General features: G+C 26.1%; 13 protein-coding genes. All 13 read left to right on the top strand.

Going from position 1 to position 21,672, the window contains the following annotated elements; translation table 11 throughout:
* Nucleotides 1–242 precede the first annotated feature (242 nt).
* The 13 genes from T324_RS0104020 (at nt 243) to T324_RS0103960 (ending at nt 21,661) form a co-directional block, all read left to right on the top strand.
* The gene (locus tag T324_RS0104020; protein ID WP_028329076.1) at nt 243–830 is read left to right on the top strand and encodes a TetR/AcrR family transcriptional regulator C-terminal domain-containing protein; all 588 of its coding nucleotides are present in this window, start codon (nt 243–245) and stop codon (nt 828–830) included.
* A 143-nt stretch (nt 831–973) separates the two neighbouring features.
* On the top strand, nt 974–1,504 hold the full coding sequence (locus tag T324_RS0104015; RefSeq protein WP_028329075.1) for a hypothetical protein: 531 nt from the start codon (nt 974–976) through the stop codon (nt 1,502–1,504).
* A gap of 13 nt (nt 1,505–1,517) precedes the next feature.
* On the top strand, nt 1,518–2,033 hold the full coding sequence (locus tag T324_RS0104010) for a hypothetical protein (RefSeq protein WP_028329074.1): 516 nt from the start codon (nt 1,518–1,520) through the stop codon (nt 2,031–2,033).
* 89 nt (nt 2,034–2,122) lie between these two features.
* Nucleotides 2,123–2,455, top strand: a complete 333-nt coding sequence (locus tag T324_RS0104005) for an STAS domain-containing protein (RefSeq protein WP_028329073.1) — start codon at nt 2,123–2,125, stop codon at nt 2,453–2,455.
* A gap of 79 nt (nt 2,456–2,534) precedes the next feature.
* The gene (locus tag T324_RS0104000) at nt 2,535–9,464 is read left to right on the top strand and encodes a TolB-like translocation protein (protein ID WP_028329072.1); all 6,930 of its coding nucleotides are present in this window, start codon (nt 2,535–2,537) and stop codon (nt 9,462–9,464) included.
* 103 nt (nt 9,465–9,567) lie between these two features.
* Nucleotides 9,568–10,293 carry a hypothetical protein gene (locus tag T324_RS0103995; RefSeq protein WP_028329071.1) on the top strand — a complete coding sequence of 242 codons (726 nt, stop codon included), beginning with the start codon at nt 9,568–9,570 and terminating at the stop codon, nt 10,291–10,293.
* Nucleotides 10,294–11,114: 821 nt separating this feature from the next.
* Nucleotides 11,115–11,924: an undecaprenyl-diphosphatase UppP gene (gene uppP, locus T324_RS0103990; RefSeq protein ID WP_028329070.1), complete on the top strand. Its 810-nt coding sequence runs from the start codon at nt 11,115–11,117 to the stop codon at nt 11,922–11,924.
* A gap of 21 nt (nt 11,925–11,945) precedes the next feature.
* Nucleotides 11,946–15,434 carry a DNA translocase FtsK gene (locus T324_RS0103985; RefSeq protein WP_038375017.1) on the top strand — a complete coding sequence of 1,163 codons (3,489 nt, stop codon included), beginning with the start codon at nt 11,946–11,948 and terminating at the stop codon, nt 15,432–15,434.
* Nucleotides 15,435–15,619: 185 nt separating this feature from the next.
* Nucleotides 15,620–16,633, top strand: a complete 1,014-nt coding sequence (locus tag T324_RS0103980; protein WP_051436786.1) for a PTS sugar transporter subunit IIB — start codon at nt 15,620–15,622, stop codon at nt 16,631–16,633.
* A 61-nt stretch (nt 16,634–16,694) separates the two neighbouring features.
* The gene (locus tag T324_RS0103975) at nt 16,695–17,804 is read left to right on the top strand and encodes an ABC transporter ATP-binding protein (protein ID WP_028329067.1); all 1,110 of its coding nucleotides are present in this window, start codon (nt 16,695–16,697) and stop codon (nt 17,802–17,804) included.
* A 67-nt stretch (nt 17,805–17,871) separates the two neighbouring features.
* On the top strand, nt 17,872–19,758 hold the full coding sequence (locus tag T324_RS0103970) for a hypothetical protein (RefSeq protein WP_028329066.1): 1,887 nt from the start codon (nt 17,872–17,874) through the stop codon (nt 19,756–19,758).
* A 2-nt stretch (nt 19,759–19,760) separates the two neighbouring features.
* Nucleotides 19,761–20,918 (top strand): hypothetical protein, encoded by a 1,158-nt coding sequence (locus tag T324_RS0103965; protein ID WP_028329065.1) that lies wholly within the window; start codon nt 19,761–19,763, stop codon nt 20,916–20,918.
* Between the two features lie 41 nt (nt 20,919–20,959).
* Nucleotides 20,960–21,661 (top strand): hypothetical protein, encoded by a 702-nt coding sequence (locus T324_RS0103960; protein WP_028329064.1) that lies wholly within the window; start codon nt 20,960–20,962, stop codon nt 21,659–21,661.
* Nucleotides 21,662–21,672: the final 11 nt, after the last annotated feature.

Genomic DNA, 21,672 nt, shown 5'->3' with positions numbered 1-21,672 from the left:
TTAAAAAAAATATTATGTTATTGTTTTTATATAATATTTTTATAAATTAGTATGTTTTTTTACTAATTTATAGACATAAATATTATAGTGTTGATTATATAAGCATTATAATATAATTTTTTTTTCATTTATCATTTATTATTGTTATATTAACAGTTTACATTTTACAAGATTATAATATAATATGATGTAGTATTGAAAATTAATTATATTTTCGTTTATAGTTTATAGGAACATTGTATATGAAAAATGATTCAAATAAAAATAATGCAAGAGTAAGAAAAACTAAAAAATTACTTGAAGATTCTTTAGGACTATTATTGGAAGAGAAACCTTTTGAAGATATTAGAGTAATAGATATATGTGCAAAAGCTAATATGCATAGAAGCACTTTTTATACTTATTACAATGATAAATATGAACTATTAAAGTCGAAATTAGATGAATATGAAGCTAAGTTCTTGGAAGATTTAAATAGATATAAAATAGAAAATAAATTAAAAGATTCTCATGTAGATATAATGGAAAAAATACTTCAATATTTTTATTTGAATAGAAAATATTTAAAGATCATATTTAAAAATAACAAAGATGGTAGCATTACAAAAATTTTACGGGAATATTTAGCCTCTTATGTTATAGAAGGTATAAAAGATTTCAAAACTATACGTCCTGATAAAGAAAATGTTATGAGAATAATGGGCAGTTTTTATTCAGGAGCTTTCATATCAGTTCTCACAGATTGGATTTTAAATGATTGTTTTATATCTGTTGAAGATTTGGCTGTATACATATCAGATATAATAATGCAGAGAGTTTTTGCTGAATAAATTATAATCAATTTAAATTAAGATGTCTATATTGTATTAAATTTGTCGATAATATAAAAAGATTAAAATAATTATTTTACATTTATATCTTTTAATTTGATTTAATAAATTAGGTATATTTGTAAAAAGGAGAATACCAAATTATGAAGAAAATAATAATATTATTTATATTATTGATATTATCATTTAATTTATTGAACGCTCAAAATATTACTAAAGATAGTGATTATTCAAAAAATTGGGTTAACTTTGTTTTTAAGAAAACAATAGATATGAAAGGTGCTTTATATGAGGGAAGACCAGGAGGTGATTTAGAATTAATTTCTGGAAGAACTCCTATGCTGCTAGTAAAAATGTATAAATTTTTAGGTGCAAGATCTGATTCTCATGCTTATTATACTCATCAAGTTCCTATTTCTATGTTCTATGATAATGCTCCTGCTTTAGGTGTTAATTTAGTAGAAGGTTATTCTATTGAAGATGGTAAAGTTATGAGATATTCAAAATATATAAGAAGTTATCAAGGTAAATTGGATTCATGGAAAAAAGCTAATTCTACTTTTACTAATGAAAGATGGGTGGCAAATTCTGATGCAGATTGGGATTCTTATCCTGTACCACAGCCTGAAGATGTTAATTGGTCTGAAGGGGAATATGCTGGAGAGTTATATTAATTAAAAACTGTAAATGCAATATATTTTTATTATTTTATCTATTGTATTGCTTCTTGTAGTTTTATTATTTATAAGTAATAAGAAAATTATATCTTATGATAATGAATGGGTAAAACTTGTAAGAAATAGAACTGTTAATGCTGATAAACGTTATTTGTTTAAAGATGATGCTGAGCTTATAATAGATAATAAAAAGAAATTAACATTTATTAAAGCTAAATATAATAATATGGCTGTATATAGTAATACAGATTATTTAAATAAATTTATGTTGATTTTTTCTGGTTATTCTTCCATAAAGGCTACTTTTATGGAAGGATATATTGTTGAAAATAATAAATTGTATTACACTTATGCTTATAAATCGTCTTATTATGACAGACTTCATAATTGGATGGAGCTTAATGGTGTTTTTCAGTCTAAAGAAGTTTGGGTGGCTAAAAAAAATATAAAATGGAATACTTTTCCTTCTCCTCAGTATAACGATATAAATTGGGAAAAAAAAGCAATGATTGGAGTATTATCATAAATAATAATATATTAATATTCTAAATATTGACTTAAACATTTTTATTTGTTATAATTTTAAAAAGTTATAATTATGAAGAAGGAGTATATATGAGTTTAAATATAGAAGATAAAGGTAAAGCTAAAGTAATTAGACTAGAAGGAAAGTTGGACGTTAATTTATCTATTTCTATAGAAACAGAATTAGAACAATTAGTTGAATCAGGTTCTAATAAATTAATATTAGAATTGTCAGGTGTTGAATATTTGAGTTCCAGCGGAATTAGAGTATTCATTTCTATAATGAGAAAAATAAAATCAAAAGATGGAAAATTAGTATTGGCTTGTGTTCCAGATATTATTAAAAAAATCTTAAAAACTGTAGAATTAGAAGATTTATTTGAAGTTTATGAATCAGTAGATGATGCATTAAATGCATTTTAATTTTTTGTAATATTGCTTTATTAGTATTTTTTTGTATAATATAATAATATATAAAAAAATACTAATATTAGAATATTTTATGAAGATAATAAATTTTGTAGAATTTAAGATTTTAATTTTGATTTCTTTTGTACTATTTGCATGTGCATCCAGTCAAAAGAATTCAGACTCAGTATTCAGCAGCAGACCATTTTTAAGAGAGTATAAGAGATATTCTCTTACATCAGGAGAGTCTAATCCGGCTTTAGATGCTGTAATAGATAGAGAAGGTACTTGGATATATTATGCAAGAGAAAATGCAGGAAATACTGATATTTTTGCAGTAGATTCGTATACTCTTGAAGATTACAGACTTACTAGAAGTCCTGGTATAGATACTTCTGTTTCCATTGATGATAAATCTAGATATTTAGTATTCTCTTCTACTAGAGATGATGCATTTGGAGATATTTATCTATATAAACTAGTAAATATTTTTGGTGTAAGAACTGCAAAAAAAGATTTAGAAAATTTAGAACAAAATATTGTAAGACTTACAGATTATAAAGGTTATGATGAGGATCCAGTAGTTTCACATAAAGGAAATATGATAGCTTTTGTATCAGATAGGGACGCTGGAACTAAAAAGTTATTTACCATGAGAGCTAATGGTAAAGAATTAAAGAAATTATCAGATATAGAGGCAAGTTCTCCAACTTTTTCTTTTGATGATAGTAAAATAGCTTTTATAACTTCAAAAATAGGAGAGAAACATTCTCAATTAGTTGTTTTAGATTTAAATGCTGACACTAATGCAGAAACAAATTTAACTATTCTTACTGATACTAAAACATTCAAATTTAACCCTACATTTTATAATGATGACACAATAATATTCTTTGAAATAGAAAGAGATTCAGACAGAGACGGTAATTTAACTTATTATGATAAAAGACGTCTAATGTCATATTCTTTATCCACTCATCAGTATTATGTATTGGATGAAGATACAAAATTGAGTACTTTTAATGTAGCGTATCCTTCTGCTTTAGTAGGAGCTTATGTTGTAAGTGAAGGATCTACAAGTATAGTAACAATGGGTTCTACAAAAGAGTATTTTATAAAAGATGCCAATGCTAATACTATGTATAGTACATTTACAGAACTTCCTTATGAAAGAAAACTTGATGTTATAGATAGATTTTCAGAATATTTTCCTTTTTATGATGATCAAAGCAGTGTAGCCAAGGCGTATTTTAATATAATGATATCATCATATACAAATACAAATACTACTGAATATAATAGAGCGGTTAAAGTGCTTACAGATGAATATCAAGAAACTTTTGCAGGATTTTTAGCATCTAGAATAAATCAGAATTTTAATACTAATGATAATTGGCTTGATATAAAATATTATACTAATGATTACTTTTTAACTAATAACGGTAGTGATGAAATTATTAATTTCGTTTCTTGGGCTGGATACATATCAGCAAATGAAAAATATAAAGCTAATAATAGAAATGCAAGTACATTAACTATGTTGAGTAATATTATAACATTAAATACTCAAAAAGATTTATACATGCTGATAGCGAAATTATATTCCCGCTCAGCTGAAGGTAATGGATATAAATATCCTCTTAATGAAAATATTTATAATAATCCTTATAGAAGGAAAGATTTAATATTTTCTGAAAGATTAGAGATAGCTAAAGATTTTATAAAAGATACAAAAATTCCTTATGATTCGATATTAACTAATGCGCATCCTTATGCTCCATTATCAGTTGCAGCAAGACTAAAATATTTAGATAGTTTAATACTCTCAAGAAACTATAATGATGCTACAAATTTATTTAAACCTTATATTGAATCCAGAAATGATATAATGCTTGCTTTAGGATATTATGCAAATGCTAAAGTTCTTTTGGCACAAAAAGATGATGGTTCTTATGCTTTGTTTAAGAATGCTTTAACTTCAGGAGGAAATAATTTTAATTCTACATCTGAAGCTAATGAATGTAAAATTATTTTAGCTAATTATTATAAGTCATTAGCAGATAGTGCATACAATGAAGGAAGATATGCAGTTGCTTATGATAATTATCAGGAAGTATTAAAATATAATCCTAATGATGCTTCTTCATCATCAAAATTAATAGAAAGCGGACTTAGGGCATATAGTACTATAGATTCTCTTGAAAAAACTATTGTCGAAAGAGAAAAAAATATCATATCTACAAGATATTCGGATCATGAGGCACATGCTGAGCTTGCTAATGCCTATTATTATTTAGCTAATAGATATTATTCTATGGCTATAGGAAAACAATATAGTCCTGATAGATACGTTTTAAGTGAGAAGAAAAGAGAAGATGGCTTTTATTTGTATTTGAATAAGTCTTTTAATGCTATAGTTGATAAGGCTAAATCATATATTGATTTTGCAATATTCTTATATCCGGATAATGAAGATTATTATATAAAAAAAGCTGAAATGCTTACATTTGCACAAGCATTGAAGATGCAGGTTTTACAGGATCAGAAAACATATAAGAGTGTAATAGAACTTGTACCTGCATATAAAGATGATGCTGTAACCAATGATAAATATATGGGTTATAACATGCTGGCATTTCAAACCGCTAATTTAGATTCTGAAATAATAGATTCTCTTATAATGGCTAAAAGTAAGGTTAGAACTAAGCCTAATGTGGTTTCTCTAATGCTTGCTAACTCATATTTAATAAACGGCAGATATTCGGATGCTGCTAATGAATATAAAGAGGCAGAAAAATTAATTAGACAAGCTGGAAGTGATAAAAGTATGGCTTGGTATCATTTCTTCCATGGTTATTCGCTTTGGATGAATAATGATGTAAATGGAGCTTACAGAGAATATGAATCGGCACGTAAATTATTTGAAAAATTGGGCGATAAAGAGTCTGTTTATAAAATAGTAGGATATACTTCAATAGCAGCAATAGAGCAGGAAGATTATAAAAAAGCTATAGAGTCTTTATTAGAGAGAGATAAGCTTACACAAAATGATGTTGATAAAAATGAACTTAATCAGCTATTGCTTGCGGCATGTTATTTAAAATTAGAAAATTATAATAATGCATTAATGTATTGCGATAATGTAAAAGCTAAAATTGACAGTTTAGATTCTTCTTTATATACTCCCAATTATTTGAGTATAACTTTTTATGGTGCTAATATTAATATAATAAATTTGGGTTTGGCATCTTTAGGAGGATATATACCTGGAGAACCTTTGAATGTTGATAAACAGCAGATGCTTTATTCTATATACCAGGAATTGTATGAGAAGATGGGCAGATATTCTGAGGCAAGAGAGGCTTTATCTTCTTATAGAAATTATATTATTAAAGATAAGCCTAAAAAATCTATTCAGCCTTTGATGTTAGCTACATATTACAATAATGAAGGTTATTTATATTATCAGCAGGGCGAACAGTCAAATTCTATTATGTCTTTCAAGGCTTCTATAGAAGAGTATAAAAAAACTTTGGATGAAAAAACACTTGCAAATAATCCTAGTTTGCAGTATCAAAATGCTGAGAATGATGCTAAGAATTATCTTAGTTTATCATCTTTATATTTAAGATATTTATCAGAAAATGATTTAACTTCTATTAGAAGAGAATTTTTTATAGAGCTTTTTAATACCACAAAAACTCTTCAAATATTGTCAACTAATAATTCCGTAAGTACAAAAGATAGATTATTATTATATTCTCATATAGCAGCATTTAAATATATAATGGCATTTAAACTTACAGCGGATAATAGTATAGAATATAATCGAAAGAAAAATGATGACCCTACAGATATGACGGATTATGACATAAATATACAAAGATTATCAATGCTTAAAGATGCTATTGACAGATATAAATATATTCTTTCCTCAAATTCTAATTTTCCAGTTGATTTGAAAACAGAAATAATAATAAGATATAATTTAGCTAAGGCTTATGAGCTTGCAGGTTATATTGAAGAGGCAGCAAGGGAATATATGTCAGCATTCTCTAAGGCACAGGTTTCTGCTTTTGCTGTTGAGGAAATAGCTATTCTTACAACATTGATTGATTTTAGTACTAAATATAGAGATAGATATCCTGATAGTTTGGATTATCCTGTGCAGTATGTATTTAGAATACTTCAAAGACTTAGAGAAAGTGTATTCATGATAACTTTTGTTGAAGGAAATAATTTTATATTAAGACAAGCAAAATATAAAGTTATAGAATTCCTTCAAGATAAATACCCGGATGCTAGTTTGAATATACTTGCCATGTTTGATGCTATTGATATGAGAAGAAAGTTTTTGGATAGAAGACTTTATACATTAGGAGAGAATAATTATTATTTAAGAGAATACTATAAACTTTATGAAAAAGCTCTTTATTCATATCAAAGATATTTAAATGCTGTGGCAACTCCTTATGACAGTAAAACAGAGTCTGCAATGCTTAAAGAAATTTTGAGTTATGAAAAAGAGGCTATATCGCAATTTTCTGGTACTCCTATAGAATCAATAGTTATATGCGATGTTAAGCCTGAAGATATTGACAGATCTATGCGTAAAGATGAGACTTTAATTTGGGATACTTATTTAGGATATAGATTTGTAAGAGAAAATGGAAAAACCTCATTCTATATACAGAGCAATGCTATGCCTAAGACAAAAAATTATGTTACTCATATAGGATTTAGACCTATTAGTATAAGTAATAGAAATATTTTTGTAAGGGAGCTTTATGATTCTACAGAGTATATGCTTCCTCCTAAAACTGCATATATAGATACTAAATTAATCTCATTCTTTAGAACGGCAAGAAATACTGAAAAAGAAATAAATACTATGAGTATGTCAAGTAATACTAACTCTACAAATAATACTTATAGTTATAATACTAATAATTTAGCTGTGAATGTAGCTTATAATAGTGATACCAATACTGTATCTTCAAATGATTCTGCATCTACTAATAGAAGGAGAAGAAGAGGTAATTTTAAATTTATAGAACTTAAAGATATAGTTACAAATTCTTATGTTCCTTTAGTTGTTGATATAACAGGTGCGAGTGCTTCTGATATATCAAATGTTATGAGTAAGAATCTTTATATTGTATATAGTGATAAGGAAACATTTGATAAAAATAGAAGAGTTTTGAGAAATATTAATAATATAGCTTTAGTTGTTGGTAATAGCGGTAAAGATTCGAGAATGATGTTCTATACAAATTACTTTAGAAGATTATCAACTAATTCATTAGAAGAAACAATGAAAGGATATGATAATAATTTATTTACTATATATGGTAAACCCGATTATAGTATGTCATCATTGTCTAATGCAGCTTATGAATTTAAGACAAGACTTTATACATCTTATGATAATAATGCCAATCCTTCTATTACTATGATGTCTAATGTTATAGCATATTCTCAAAGCGATGATGAGAAAATGTTTAATTATGCTAAGATTGTTGAAGATAGATATAATGCAAAAGATACAAACACAGCATACATATTTTCTGAAGAAGGATACAAATTCTTTGCTAGTTCATATAGTAATATAAGTGATTCAAATGCTTATAAATTTATTAAATCGATGCTTCCTGTTTATAGAAGAATGGGAGAAGAAGGTGCTGTTAAAGGAGCAAACAGAGCATTGCATTTTATATATTTATATACTAATAACAATTATGATTTGATTGATGAATATTTTACTCCTAGAACTTTATCAAGATTCTTGAAAGCTAGAGATAATGCAAAAGAAAATGTAAGATATTTAAATTATATAGCAAATAAAGTTGATGGAGATAATAAAGATAAAATTCTTGAAGTTGCTGTTCTATATGATTTGATATATGCTAAGACACCTATTGATACAGTAACTAATTTCTTGAGCAGAATGAAAAATACTAATGAGATATTAACAGTTGCAAATACAATATTAGATAATAAAGTTACAAATGAGAATGATATATTCAGAACAATGAATTATATTTATGGAAATCAATATATATTTGAAACAGAAACCGTATCATCATTTGCCGATAGATTCTATTCATTATATAAAACTAATTCGGCGTATATATACGGTCTTTTGAATAAAATAAGAGTTCCTGAGAGTGACTTTGATAATAATATAGAAAATGCTTATGAAATATTTTCTAATGAGAATACTAATACAATGTTTATATTCTATGCTTATGAGAATAATAAATATGTTGCTTACAGTTATGTTGTAGGTGATTCTGAAGTTAAGAAAGCTAATTTAATTGATATGAAAAAATTAGGCAGTTATTTAGAAAGCTTTACTAATGCTTCAAAGGCAAGGGATAGAAGAAATGCATTAAAATCTATTGAAGGCGGAATGCTGTCATCAGATATAATTAAAGATTCTCAAAGAGTAGAGAGAATTTATATAACAGGTTCTTATGCTAATTTATTTACAGTTCCTTTTGCATATTTGAATGCTTTTAAAAATAATGATGTAATAAAAATAAGAGAGTTTAAATATTCTCCTAGTTATATTTTAAATATTGGAAAGCCTACTGTTAAATTGAATATTGGAACTAATTTCTATACCTCATTAGAAACTGCAGCAGTTCAGTCTTTTAATGAACCTAAAGGAAATATTGGATTAACTCATTACATAGGTATAGATACTAACAGAAATAAGCCTTTTAATGATATAGATTTATTCTTATCTCCTGCTAGAAATGCTGATATTTTTGGATATTTAAGAGCAAGAAGTGAAACTAAACTTATGTTTACTTATACAACCAATAATTCAGGTGATTATTATACAGTTATGAAATACCTATATAATAATTTTGGAGACGGAATAATAGATGCTTATAGATTTATAAAAACTAATAGAGTTCCTATAAATACTATAAATACAAGTGATAGAAATATGCTTTATATGGCTAATTATGCCTTATTTGATTATATATTACCCGGAATACCAAGAGATAAATAATTTTTACATTGTGTATTTTTTAGTAAAAATTATTTACTTTTTCTTGACATTTTGTTTACAATATATTATAATATAAGTATAACAAATGAATACGGGGGATATTATGAAAAAGATATCTATTATAATCAGTATAATTTTTTTAACCCAAATATCAAATCTTTTTGCAGATTTTAATGCAGGAATAGGTTTGTATATACCGCTTGGGGCATCTATTTCACAGAGCTATCAGGATTATAAATTAGGTGTTAATAATAATGATGGTAAATTAACATCAGGAGCTGGCTTTGAATGGGGTATAGGAATAACACCTGGTATTTATTCTGGATTTGATGATTATATGGGATTTTCTGTAGCATTAGATATAGCTTATCATAGAGATGTTTATTCATATAAAGAAAGTAAAGCTGCAGGTACTGGAGGAGCATATCAGTCAGTTAATACATCATACTATTTTGATAGCTTGCTTATAGGTATTTTGCCTAAATTTAATATAGCTAACTTTTTTATAGGAATAGGTGCTGGAGTAAAAATTCCATTAGCAGGCGGAGAATCAACACAAAATTATAATACTACATATAATCAATTTGAAAATGCTAATTATTATTATAATTTGAGTGCTTTAAAAGGCAAATATTCTAGTTCTGTAATACCGTATATTAAACTTACTTTAGATTATTTGTTTTTCTTTAGTGATGATACAGCTATGGGCATTGGATTTTATGCTGGGTATGATTTCGGACCAAAAATTAATGATTCAAGATTTACTAAAAATGATTTAGGAGCTGTTGATTTAGGAGGTCAAATAAGTTTCTATTTTGTTGATAATTAATTATATATCTTATAAATAGTTTAAGGCTTTCTCTTTATTAGAGAAAGCCTTAATTGTTTTTATGCTGTTTTTTAAGTATTTTACAAATGTTTTATTCTATACAATTGATTTTGTCAAGTACTTTTGAAAAAGGCCTAAAAAATAAAAAATGTCTTGAAAAAAATAAAAAATGTATTATCTTATAAAGAAGTTATTTGATATTTGTATGTAAACTACACAGTAGATAGGAAAAAATATAATCGCTTAAAAAAGCGGTATTGATACCCTGTTGCTTATGGCTTAAAGAATGGTTTTATTGAATTTTTCTGGATATACAGGAAAGCAATATTCAGTCTCTTAATCCTGATATAATTATGTCTAGATACCCTACTCAAAAGTTTGTGCCTTTGGCTATAAAAAAATAAGCGGATGATAACTTTATCTTTCAGTGATATTTTTTTATTAGTTATGTAGGAAAGCTGGATTTCGGTGGCTAGGAAAACATGCTTTTTCCAGGTCTCGATACCCTGTTGCTTATGGCTTAAAGAATGGTTTTAGTGAACTTTTCTGGATATACAGGAAAGCGGGATATAAACTATTTTCAGTTTTATGCTTAAATATTTATTTATTGTATTTTACATACAAATTTCTCTTATAATTAATATTTCATTATAAATTGATTAAATAATAACTATAATCATATTGTTAATATAATTGAAAAGTTATTTCAAAACATATATAAGGTAACTTGTTCTAATGTAGTTGACATAATTTTTTCTATTGCTTTTTTAAAACTATCCGAGAATTATTATAGTATTATGTAAACAAAACGGGGTAGTTTAATGATTAAAGCGATAATTTTAGGTTTGGTGCAGGCTATAACTGAATTTTTACCGGTATCAAGTTCCGGGCATCTAAGAATAATTGAGCATTTTCTTAATTTTCATGCAGAGAATATATTATCATTTGAGGTGGCACTTCATTTTGGAACTTTCTTAGCTACTTGTTTTATATTTCATAAAGATATCATAAAAGCTATAACAGGTTTTTTTACAGGTTTAAAAGATGTTAAGAATTCCAGTAAAAATGATGAAGGATTTAGAACATCGCTTATGGTTATTATAGCATCTATTCCAGTTGCTATAGTTGGACTTCTTTTAGAAAAGTATTTAAGCAATTTAGAATTACAAAGGATAGGACTTAATCTTATAATAACAGGATGTATACTTCTTTTAACTAGAAAATTGGATAAAAACACTTACAGTAATGATTTAAAAAATATATTTACAATGACATATTATAATGCATTTGTAATAGGTTTAGCACAGGCAGTTGCAGTTTTTCCGGGTATTTCAAGATCCGGTATGACCATAAGTGCTGCTTTATTTTTAGGATTAAATAGAGATTTGGCTGGTAGATTTTCATTTTTAATATCTCTTCCTGCTATATTTGGAGCTTTGCTTCTTTCTATAAAGGATATTGCTGATTTTAACCTTACTTATGCTTTAGTAGGATTTATTACAGCATTTGTTTTTGGTATTATAGCATTGAAGTTTTTGCTTGTATTTTTGAAAAAGGGTAAACTTTTCTGTTTTGGTTTTTACTGCATGATAGTAGGAATAGCTGTTTTTCTATATTTCATAAAAGTGTGATTTAGGTATTGGAGTTTTATTATGGGATTATTTAAAAGAAAATTAGCAATACAAAAAAGAGCCGAAGAAAAAGGACTTGAAAATAAATCTTTTGAAGAAGAATATGAAAATAGAAATATATTTTTTGATATAGTCGGTTTTTTATGCCTTTTATTTGCAGGAATACTTCTTCTTTCATATTTTAGTATGAATATGGAGGATTTAAATTCTGGAAAAGATATAACAAATTTATTAGGAATATTTGGTGCTTATATATCTTCTTATTCTTTTTTAGCATTTGGTTTTTCATCATATATAATACCAGCATTTTTTATATATGCGGGTGTTAATATTATATTAAAAAACTCTGCTGATAAGGTGCTTATATCTGCATTATCGTCATCTGTATTAATGATACTTCTTAGTGTATTATTGAATATATTTTTAGGTGATTTAGATTTTTATAATAAAGGCGGTATGATGGGAGAGTTTATTGGAGGCTCTTTGGTATCTATATTTGGAAAAACAGGCGCCTTTATGATAGTAATATCAGCATTATTAATAACTGCTATAGTATTTACTAAAGTGTCTATAATGGATTTGGTAAATTATTTTAGAAATATGCTTAAAAATGTAGATTTAGAAAAAATAAAAGATATAGAGAAAAAAGTTGTTAATGGAATAAAAGATTTAGAAATAAAAAATACTAAAACTAAAGAAAATAATAATATAGAAAATAATAATGATGAAAAATTTTATACAAAAGATTATTTGCCTTTATTTTATACTAAAGAGGTAAGCGAATTAGAGTTTAAAACTACACCTTTTATAGAAAAAAGAGATGCAAATTATTATGGTTTTGATGAAAAAAAATATAGGGAAGATTTATCTAAAAAAAGCAGTATTATGAATGATTTTTTTAATAAAAGTGATTCAGAAAATAGAGAAATAGATAATATAGTATCAAATTTAAAAAATAGTCATTTTACCGGTATCAATGTAAATATAATGGAGACTAAAGAGGAAGATTTAGGATTAACTTTAGCAGAAACTGTATTTGGAAGAGAGAGAGTGCATAATAATAGTAGTTATAATACGCCAGTGTATGAAAGTTCTATGGAAAAGGAAGACAATTTTTATAGAGATTATTATAATGACTTTATAAATAAAAAAAAAAATGAAGATGTAGAAGAATATATTGGCGAACTTGATTATAATATAAATTATTTAAGAAAATCTGATTTTAAAAGAGCTGCTTATGAAGATTCTGTTGACAATTATGCTAAATATAATGTAGGAGAAAAATATATAAAATATAAATATCCTGAAGAAGAAAATCTTGAAATAGAAAGAATTATTGAAGCTAAAGAAGATGAGAAAGAAGAAAATAATCAATATATAATAAATGAATCATACGAATTAAATGAAAATAATAAATTATATGAAGATGAAAAAATAATAGAAGAAAATAAAAAAGAAGAATATGTTTCCGCATATAATAAAGCACCTGAAATAAATAAAAAGAAGAGAGAAGCATTTGAATTTGGTATGGGTTATGCTTCAAAAAGAGAATACAACAGAGCGGATCATATACCAAATTATAATCATTATACTGACAGTAAAATAGATGAATTTGATTTAGATGAAGAAGAACTTTACCATGCTAATGATGAGGATATTGAAGATACTAGAATTAATTATGAATCTGATAATTATATAATAGATGATGATATGTATTCAGAATATTTGAATAATTTACAAGAGCATAATAAATTAGAAAACATTGCTAATATAAATAAAAATTCAGAAAAATATGAATCAGAAATTATCAAAGAATCGGAAGAATTAAAAAATATAGAACCAGCAGAAAAAAGCGAAGAAGTAAAAGAGATAGAAGAAACAAAAAAAACAGAAGAAATAAATAATTCTGCAGAAGAAGCATCAGGTTTTATAAATATGGAATCACCAAAGACTGTAGATACATTGCAAAAGCCTAAGAAAGTTATAATTGGTACTAAAAGTATTAAAAATATGGATACAGAATGTATACAGTCTAATTTTGATACTAAATATGTTGATAAACATTATAAGCATCCGCCTTTTGATTTATTAAATAGATCCATACCTGTAAATGACGGTGCTATGATGGAGTCTATTAAACAAACAGCAATGCAGCTTGAACATACTTTATTAGACTTTAATATTGAAGCAAAAGTAACAGGAGTATCAAGAGGACCTGTTATTACTAGATATGAACTTGAGATTGCATCCGGAATAAGAGTTTCAAAAATTTCTAACCTTACAGATAATATTGCATTAGCTTTAGCATCCGAAAGTGTAAGGATAATAGCACCTATACCAGGACGTTCTGTTATAGGAATAGAGATACCTAATAAAGTTAGAAATGCAGTTTTCTTAAGAGATGTTTTAGAAAGTACTGATTTCAGACAATCTAAATTAGATATACCATTCGTACTTGGAAAAGGTATTTATGGTAATAATGTTGTGTCTGATATGTCAGAAGCTCCTCACTTATTGGTTGCTGGTACTACAGGTTCCGGTAAAAGTGTTTGCTTATCTACAATAATACTTTCACTTTTATATAAGTTTAGACCGGATGAACTTAAATTTATATTTGTTGATAAAAAGAGAGTAGAGCTTTCTATTTATAATGGAATACCTCATTTGATGTCTCCTGTAGTTTCTGATGAGAAGAAAGCCACAATAGTATTAAGATACATTGTAGATATAATGGAAAAGAGATATGAGAGAATGGAAAGATTCTTTGTTAGAAATGTTAAAACTTATAATGAAAAGGTAAGACAATTACTTAAAGAGGGTGAAACAGAATTTAACGGAGAGCCTTTAGAGTTGTTCCCATATATAGTGCTTGTAATAGATGAGCTTCATAACTTAATGGTTGTTGCTTCAAAAGAGGTAGAAGATTTAATATCACGTTTGGCTGGTATGAGTAGAGCAGTTGGTATACATTTAATTATAGCTACACAAAGACCTTCTGCTGATGTTGTTACAGGAGTTATAAAAGCTAATCTTCCAACAAGAATAGCATTCCAAGTACCTAACAAAACAAACTCAAGAATTATAATTGATATGTCAGGTGCTGAACAGTTATTGGGTAAAGGAGATGCTTTATTCTGTGCTTCCGGAAGTCAAATGCCGGATAGAGTACAGGGTGCTTTTGTTTCTGATAATGAAGTTAAAAAGGTTGTTGATTATTTATCCGGACAAATGTCGCCTATGTTTGATGAGAGTTTAATTGCTGCTTTAGAGGGTAGTGATGCTGATGATAAAAATACAGATGAGGAAGATATACTTGATGAAGAGCTTTGGGAGGATGCAGTTCAGTTGGTTGCTAGAACAGGTAAAGCTAGTGCTTCATTCTTACAACGCCGTTTAAAAATAGGATATAACAGAGCTGCTAGAATAGTAGAGATAATGGAGCGTCAGGGAATAGTTGGACCAGAGAATGGAAGTAAGCCTAGGGAGGTTTTAATAACTTTAGATGAATAATTAATATAGAAACTATCAAATTTATATATATGTTTATACCTATCTACAAAAGACAGGAGAGTTAAGTAATTAATTCTCTTGTCTTTTATATTATTTACTTCGAATAAAATTATTTTTTATTTAAACTAGAAAAAAATTAATATTGTGTTAGTATTATAGCGTTATAAAAATTATGAGGTTTAATAATGTTATTTAATTTATTTAATAAAAAAGAAAAAACAGATGGTCATTCTAATGAAGAAGAGGTGAGTTTTTTAATACCATTAATCGGCGGAAGAGAAAATATTGTAAAAATAAATAATTGTGCTACTAGGTTAAGATTAGTATTGAAAGATACTAATAAAATAAATACAGAAGAAATAAAAAAATATTACCCAGCAGTACAAAAGATTGATGATAAAGAAGTGCATATAGTTGTTGGTACTAATGCAAGTATTATCGCAGAATTATTAAGAAAGATTATAGATTCAGATGACAGCCCTTGTAATAGAGCATTAATGCTTATTCCATTAATTGGCGGAAGAGAAAATATTATAGAGATAAACAATTGTGCTACTAGATTAAGATTACAATTAAAAGATGTTAATAAAATAAATACAGAAGAAATAAAAAAATATTATCCTGCAGTACAAAAAATTGATGATAAAGAAGTACATATAATTGTTGGTACAAAAGCTGATTTTCTTGCTGAGGAATTAAAGAATTTAGTTTCAAATAATACATCTGATTTTAATAAAGCATTATTGATTCTTCCTTTATTAGGCGGTATTGATAATATTATAAAGGTTGGTTATTGTGCTACTAGATTAAGATTAGAAGTAAAAGATGTTAATAAAATAAATGCAGATGAGATAAAAAAATATTATCCTGTTGTACAAAAGATTAATGATAAAGAAGTGCATGTAGTTGTTGGTACAAAGGCTGATTTTCTTGCTGAGGAATTGAAAAAGTTATTAGGAAGTCAAAGCATTAAAACTTCATTGATTCTTCCTTTATTAGGTGGTATTGATAATATTACAAAAGTTGGTTATTGTGCTACTAGATTGAGATTACAAGTAAAAGATGCAGATAAAGTAAATACAAAAGAGATAAAAAAATATTATCCTGCTTTAGAGAAAATTAATAATAATGAAGTACATATAGTTGTTGGTACCGATGCTAATTTGCTAGCAGATGAGTTTAAAAAATTTGTTATATGATTTAAAAATTAATATACCTATCATATTTTAATAAATTAATTACAATATAAAGAAGGAAGTTATGTCAAGCATTAAATTTGAACATATTAGAAAGGTATATGATAATAATGTTGAAGTTGTTAAAGATTTCAATTTATATATAGAGGATAAAGAATTTGTAATATTGGTAGGTCCGTCAGGATGCGGTAAATCCACAACTTTGCGTATGATAGCCGGACTTGAAGATATAACAGACGGCAGGCTTTATATAGGTGATAAATTAGTAAATGATACGGCACCTAAGGACAGGGATATAGCTATGGTTTTTCAAAATTATGCTTTATATCCTCACATGTCTGTATTTAAAAATATGGCTTTTGGTTTGGAGCTTAGAAAAACTCCGAAAGAAGAGATAAAGAAACGCGTTGAATGGGCTGCCAAAGTTCTTGATATATCTCATTTATTAAACAGAAAACCTAAAGCATTATCCGGAGGTCAGCGTCAGAGAGTAGCTTTAGGAAGAGCTATGGTAAGAAATCCGTCAGTATTTTTATTGGATGAGCCTTTATCCAATCTTGATGCTAAATTAAGAGTTCAAATGCGTACAGAATTAATTAAACTTCATAAGCAGCTTCAAACTACTTTTGTATATGTTACGCATGATCAAATTGAAGCTATGACGATGGGTACTAGAATCGTTGTTATGAAAGATGGGGATATAATGCAGGCTGATGATGCTAAAACTCTTTATAATAGCCCTAAGAACTTATTTGTAGCAGGATTTATCGGTGCACCTCAAATGAATTTTATTAATGCTTTATTAAATAAAAATAATGATAAGTGGCATGCGAATTTTGAGGGGTATAAAATAGAATTGAATAATGATAAAATATCTAAATTAGATAATTCATATAGTGGAAAAGAAGTTATATTAGGAATAAGACCTGAAAATATTACTTTATATAAAGATAACTCTTTAGCATCTTCATCAAATATGATGGAGGGTGTTATAGATGTTATAGAGATGATAGGCTCTGAAAGTTACTTATATATGAAATTTGGAAATTCTCAAATAGTCATACGTACAAATAGTTCTGATGATTATCAAAGAGAACAGCATGTTTTTATTGAATTTGATTTAAATAAGATTCATATTTTTGATAAATATACAGAAGAAAACATTTTAATATAAAAATTATCTATACTTGTAAAAAAGTATTTTATATATATAATAGTACAAACATTTTATTGGGGTTACTATGTTTAAAAAAGTATTTTGTATAGTTTCTATTGTTATTTTGGTATTGGTTTTTCATGGATGCAAAAATGCTGCTAATGATTCTGAAAAAGAAAATTTAAGTTTAAATAATGGAAAAAAGAAATATACATACTTTTTTGATATGAAATATGTTTATAAAGCTGTTAGAGGAGATAAAAATAATTTCACTAATGCACTTACTAATTATTATTATGATGAATCTTACAGCAACATTTTAAATAGAAATAAAGACTTTCTTAATAGGAAACTTGTCGGCGATAATGATATAAAAAAATATTCAATAGATTTTATATCTAATGCCTATCATAATCAATATGAAGCTAAAATAGATGGATTAGATTTGTACGGGGATGATTTTTCTTCATATTATGCTTCCGAATATATATATGTTGAAAGAAATTTGGCTTTGAAAAAGGCAAGAGATTTACTTTTAACTATTAAAAATAAAGATGCTGATATTTATTTTGCTTTATTTTTATCTCATATGGCTACAGATTCATTATATTATTTTTTAGATATTCAGAATTATTTAAAAGAATGGAAAAAATCAGGCGGTACTAATATTAACATGATGGTCGGCATAGTTAATGAACATGATAATATAAATGAAGTTTATTCTAATAAAATGAATTTAATTAATTATATAATAGAGGCACCGGAAGATTTAAAAGTTGAACAATTAATTGCTGATGCTTATGAAAAGAATTTTCTAAAATATATATATAAAACAGCAGGTTATTTAGATGTTTATAATGAGAACAATTATAATCTTGCTTCTATAATTTATGAAGGTACAGCCCATATTTCATATATTGGTGTTATAAATGATACTGTTAATACTAATATAATGAATAGATATGTAAAGACTTATATTCCAAGAAGCAGATCATCTAACTATAAAGATTTTTATAATCTTGAGAATTCATCTCCTAAAGAAAAGTATGATGAATTATCAGATTTATATTTTTTAGAGTTTAATAAGAATACTTTTGTTTATGCTGTTTACGAAGATAAATTAAAAGAGGTATATTGTTTTAATCCTATGTATATTGGAAATACAAGATATGCATCTTATGATACAGAAGAAACATTTAATTTTAGATTGGGAGATGATAAAAAATTAAATTCAGCTAATATAACTATGATAAAAACAAATGATTTAAAAGATTTTGTTACTAATTCAAAGTTTATATCTAATGGAAAATTTAACAGAGATGAATACGCTGAATATTTATATGATATATTATATTTCCCTATATATTATCCAAACTTTTTCTTATGCGATATAAATAATGACGGTAAAGAAGAAATAATGCTTACAGGTACTTATGAACATTCAGGAGGAAGAGGAGGTACAGCATCATATACCGTACTTTTGAAGGATAATTTAGAATTGGATTTGGAAAGCGTATTAGGAAAATCTTTAAATGGCAGCAGCAGACAAGGATTAAATACTTCTCAAAGATTATATGAAGAGAATGGAAAAAATAAAATACTTCTTATTGATATGTATGCCAATATGGCTCAGGATATATTTTCTGAAAATGGTGTTGTTAATGTAGATGAGTTTGCGTATAAGACTTATAAGTTTAAACCGAAATCATTATGGAAAGAAGATATGCTTTACGGACTTTTGAAAACTGATGCTGGTTTCGATATGCTTCATTTAGCAAATAATTATGAAAAGGCTGTAATATCAGATAAAACTTTGAGAATAGCGGATAAACTTTATTATCAAGAACTTGAAAAATCTAATACTGATAAAGATGATAAAGCTTTAGAAGATAAATATTCTCAGATTAAAGATAGTTCCGATATAATGCAGATAGAAAATGAAATGATTAATATATTGGGTATAGATAATTAATCGTGAATAATATAGATGTAAATAATACCAATACTATTGCCTATAAAAATATAGTTAGAAATTTTAATATTATTATAGGTATTAGTTTTATAGTGATTATATCTCTTATATATATAATATCCTTATTTAATATTAATATTCCAAATTTAAATTATAATACAGATTTATCATCATTAGAAAATATTGTTAAAGAAGATTTTGTATTTTATATCAGAATATTATTTTCTTTTTTAATACCTTTAACTTTTTTTATATTTATTTTTCTTTTTGTACTTAATCCAATTAGTATTAAATCAATATTAATATCATTTGTATTAATATTTTTGACTGCTTTTTATTTGTATAAACTTGATTATAATATATTAACATATCCATTTGATGATTTAAATTCTTTTATTAAATTAATAATACATATAGTATCAGCTAATTTTATTATGCTTTTTATATCCGGTATGGCGTACATAAGATATAATATAAAAAAAATGCACACTTTGTACGATTTTTATACTATGATTGCTGAAATGATTATATGGTCTTTTTTAATATTTTTTATTATTTCTTTGATAATGCTTTCAATATTTGCATTTTTTTATTTTAATGGAAAAATAGAAATAAGAAGGCTTATAAGATTTTTTATTAATGATAATATGAAAAAATTGAAAATAAGCATTTCTATTTTTATAATTTTAAAAACTTCTGTGATATATTTTTCTTATGTTATTTATAATAAAATGATTAATACGAAATTATCAGTTAGTGTTTCTAGGGTATTAACATTATTTTTAAGTATTATATCAATTTTTATGATTATATATTACTTTATGAATGATAAGCATTCATCTTTTTTATTATTAGGTTATTTTATATTTTCTGTAATTCTTTTAGTTAATATATTTCTATTTAGAATAGATAAAGAAAACAATAAAGTGTATTTTATTATATATATTATTTCAAATATAATAGGCTGTTTATTTTCTATATTTTGTTTCAAAGAATGTATGGCCAGATTTTCTAATATATTTTTTAATATTTTGAACATTATAATGATTATTAATTTTATGTATAATATAGCATTTAGCATTATGAAAAAATGTAGTAAATTTATATTTTTTTATAATTATTTATATATTATATTTTTAATAATGTTATTATTATATTGACTTTATAATATCTTTATATTATACTATATAAGGCTACATAAATGGAAGATATGATGAAATTAAAACTAAAAGTATTATTTATAACTTTTTTTATATTAATTATTCCTTTTCATAATTTGAAGGCAGCAAATCTAGCAGTAGGATTTATAAGCCAGTTTGCATTAAGCGGAGCTAATACAAATGCATCAAAAGTTTTTCCTTCAGGTTTTAGAGATTTTGATTCCGGATTTGCATTTTTCATAGGGGTAAATCAGCCTATAAACTCATCATCAATGTCTTTTTCTGTTCTTCTTGATTTAGGATATTATCATGATTCTTATGATTTAAGATACACTGTAAATGGAAAAAGAGCAACAGAAAATTATCAGTTTGACAGTTTCCTTATAGGAGGATATGCTAGATTTAATTTTAGTTTTATATCTTTAGGTGCCGGCGGAGGAGTTAAGATACCTGGTTCTGCTACATATAAATTAGATTCATATAATAAATACAGATTTTATAGATTTAGTTTTGGAGATTTGAGCGATATATTTGAGAGTGCTGTTATACCTTATGTAAGATTTTCTATTGATTTTAGTATATTTAACTATTGGATGATTGGAGTGTACGCTAATTATGATTTCCCTTTGCATTTTCAGCATAATAACTACATAAGCGATACAATTATTAATAATAATTCTCTAAGTGCTTTGGATATAGGTATTCAATTCGGATATTATATAAATATTGATTTTAATAAATAAACTAGGGGTAA

The sequence above is a fragment of the Brachyspira alvinipulli ATCC 51933 genome (genome assembly GCF_000518245.1).
Lineage (GTDB): Bacteria > Spirochaetota > Brachyspiria > Brachyspirales > Brachyspiraceae > Brachyspira > Brachyspira alvinipulli.
Note: the sequence above shows the minus strand (reverse complement) of the source record. Positions and strands in the feature narration are given on the sequence as shown.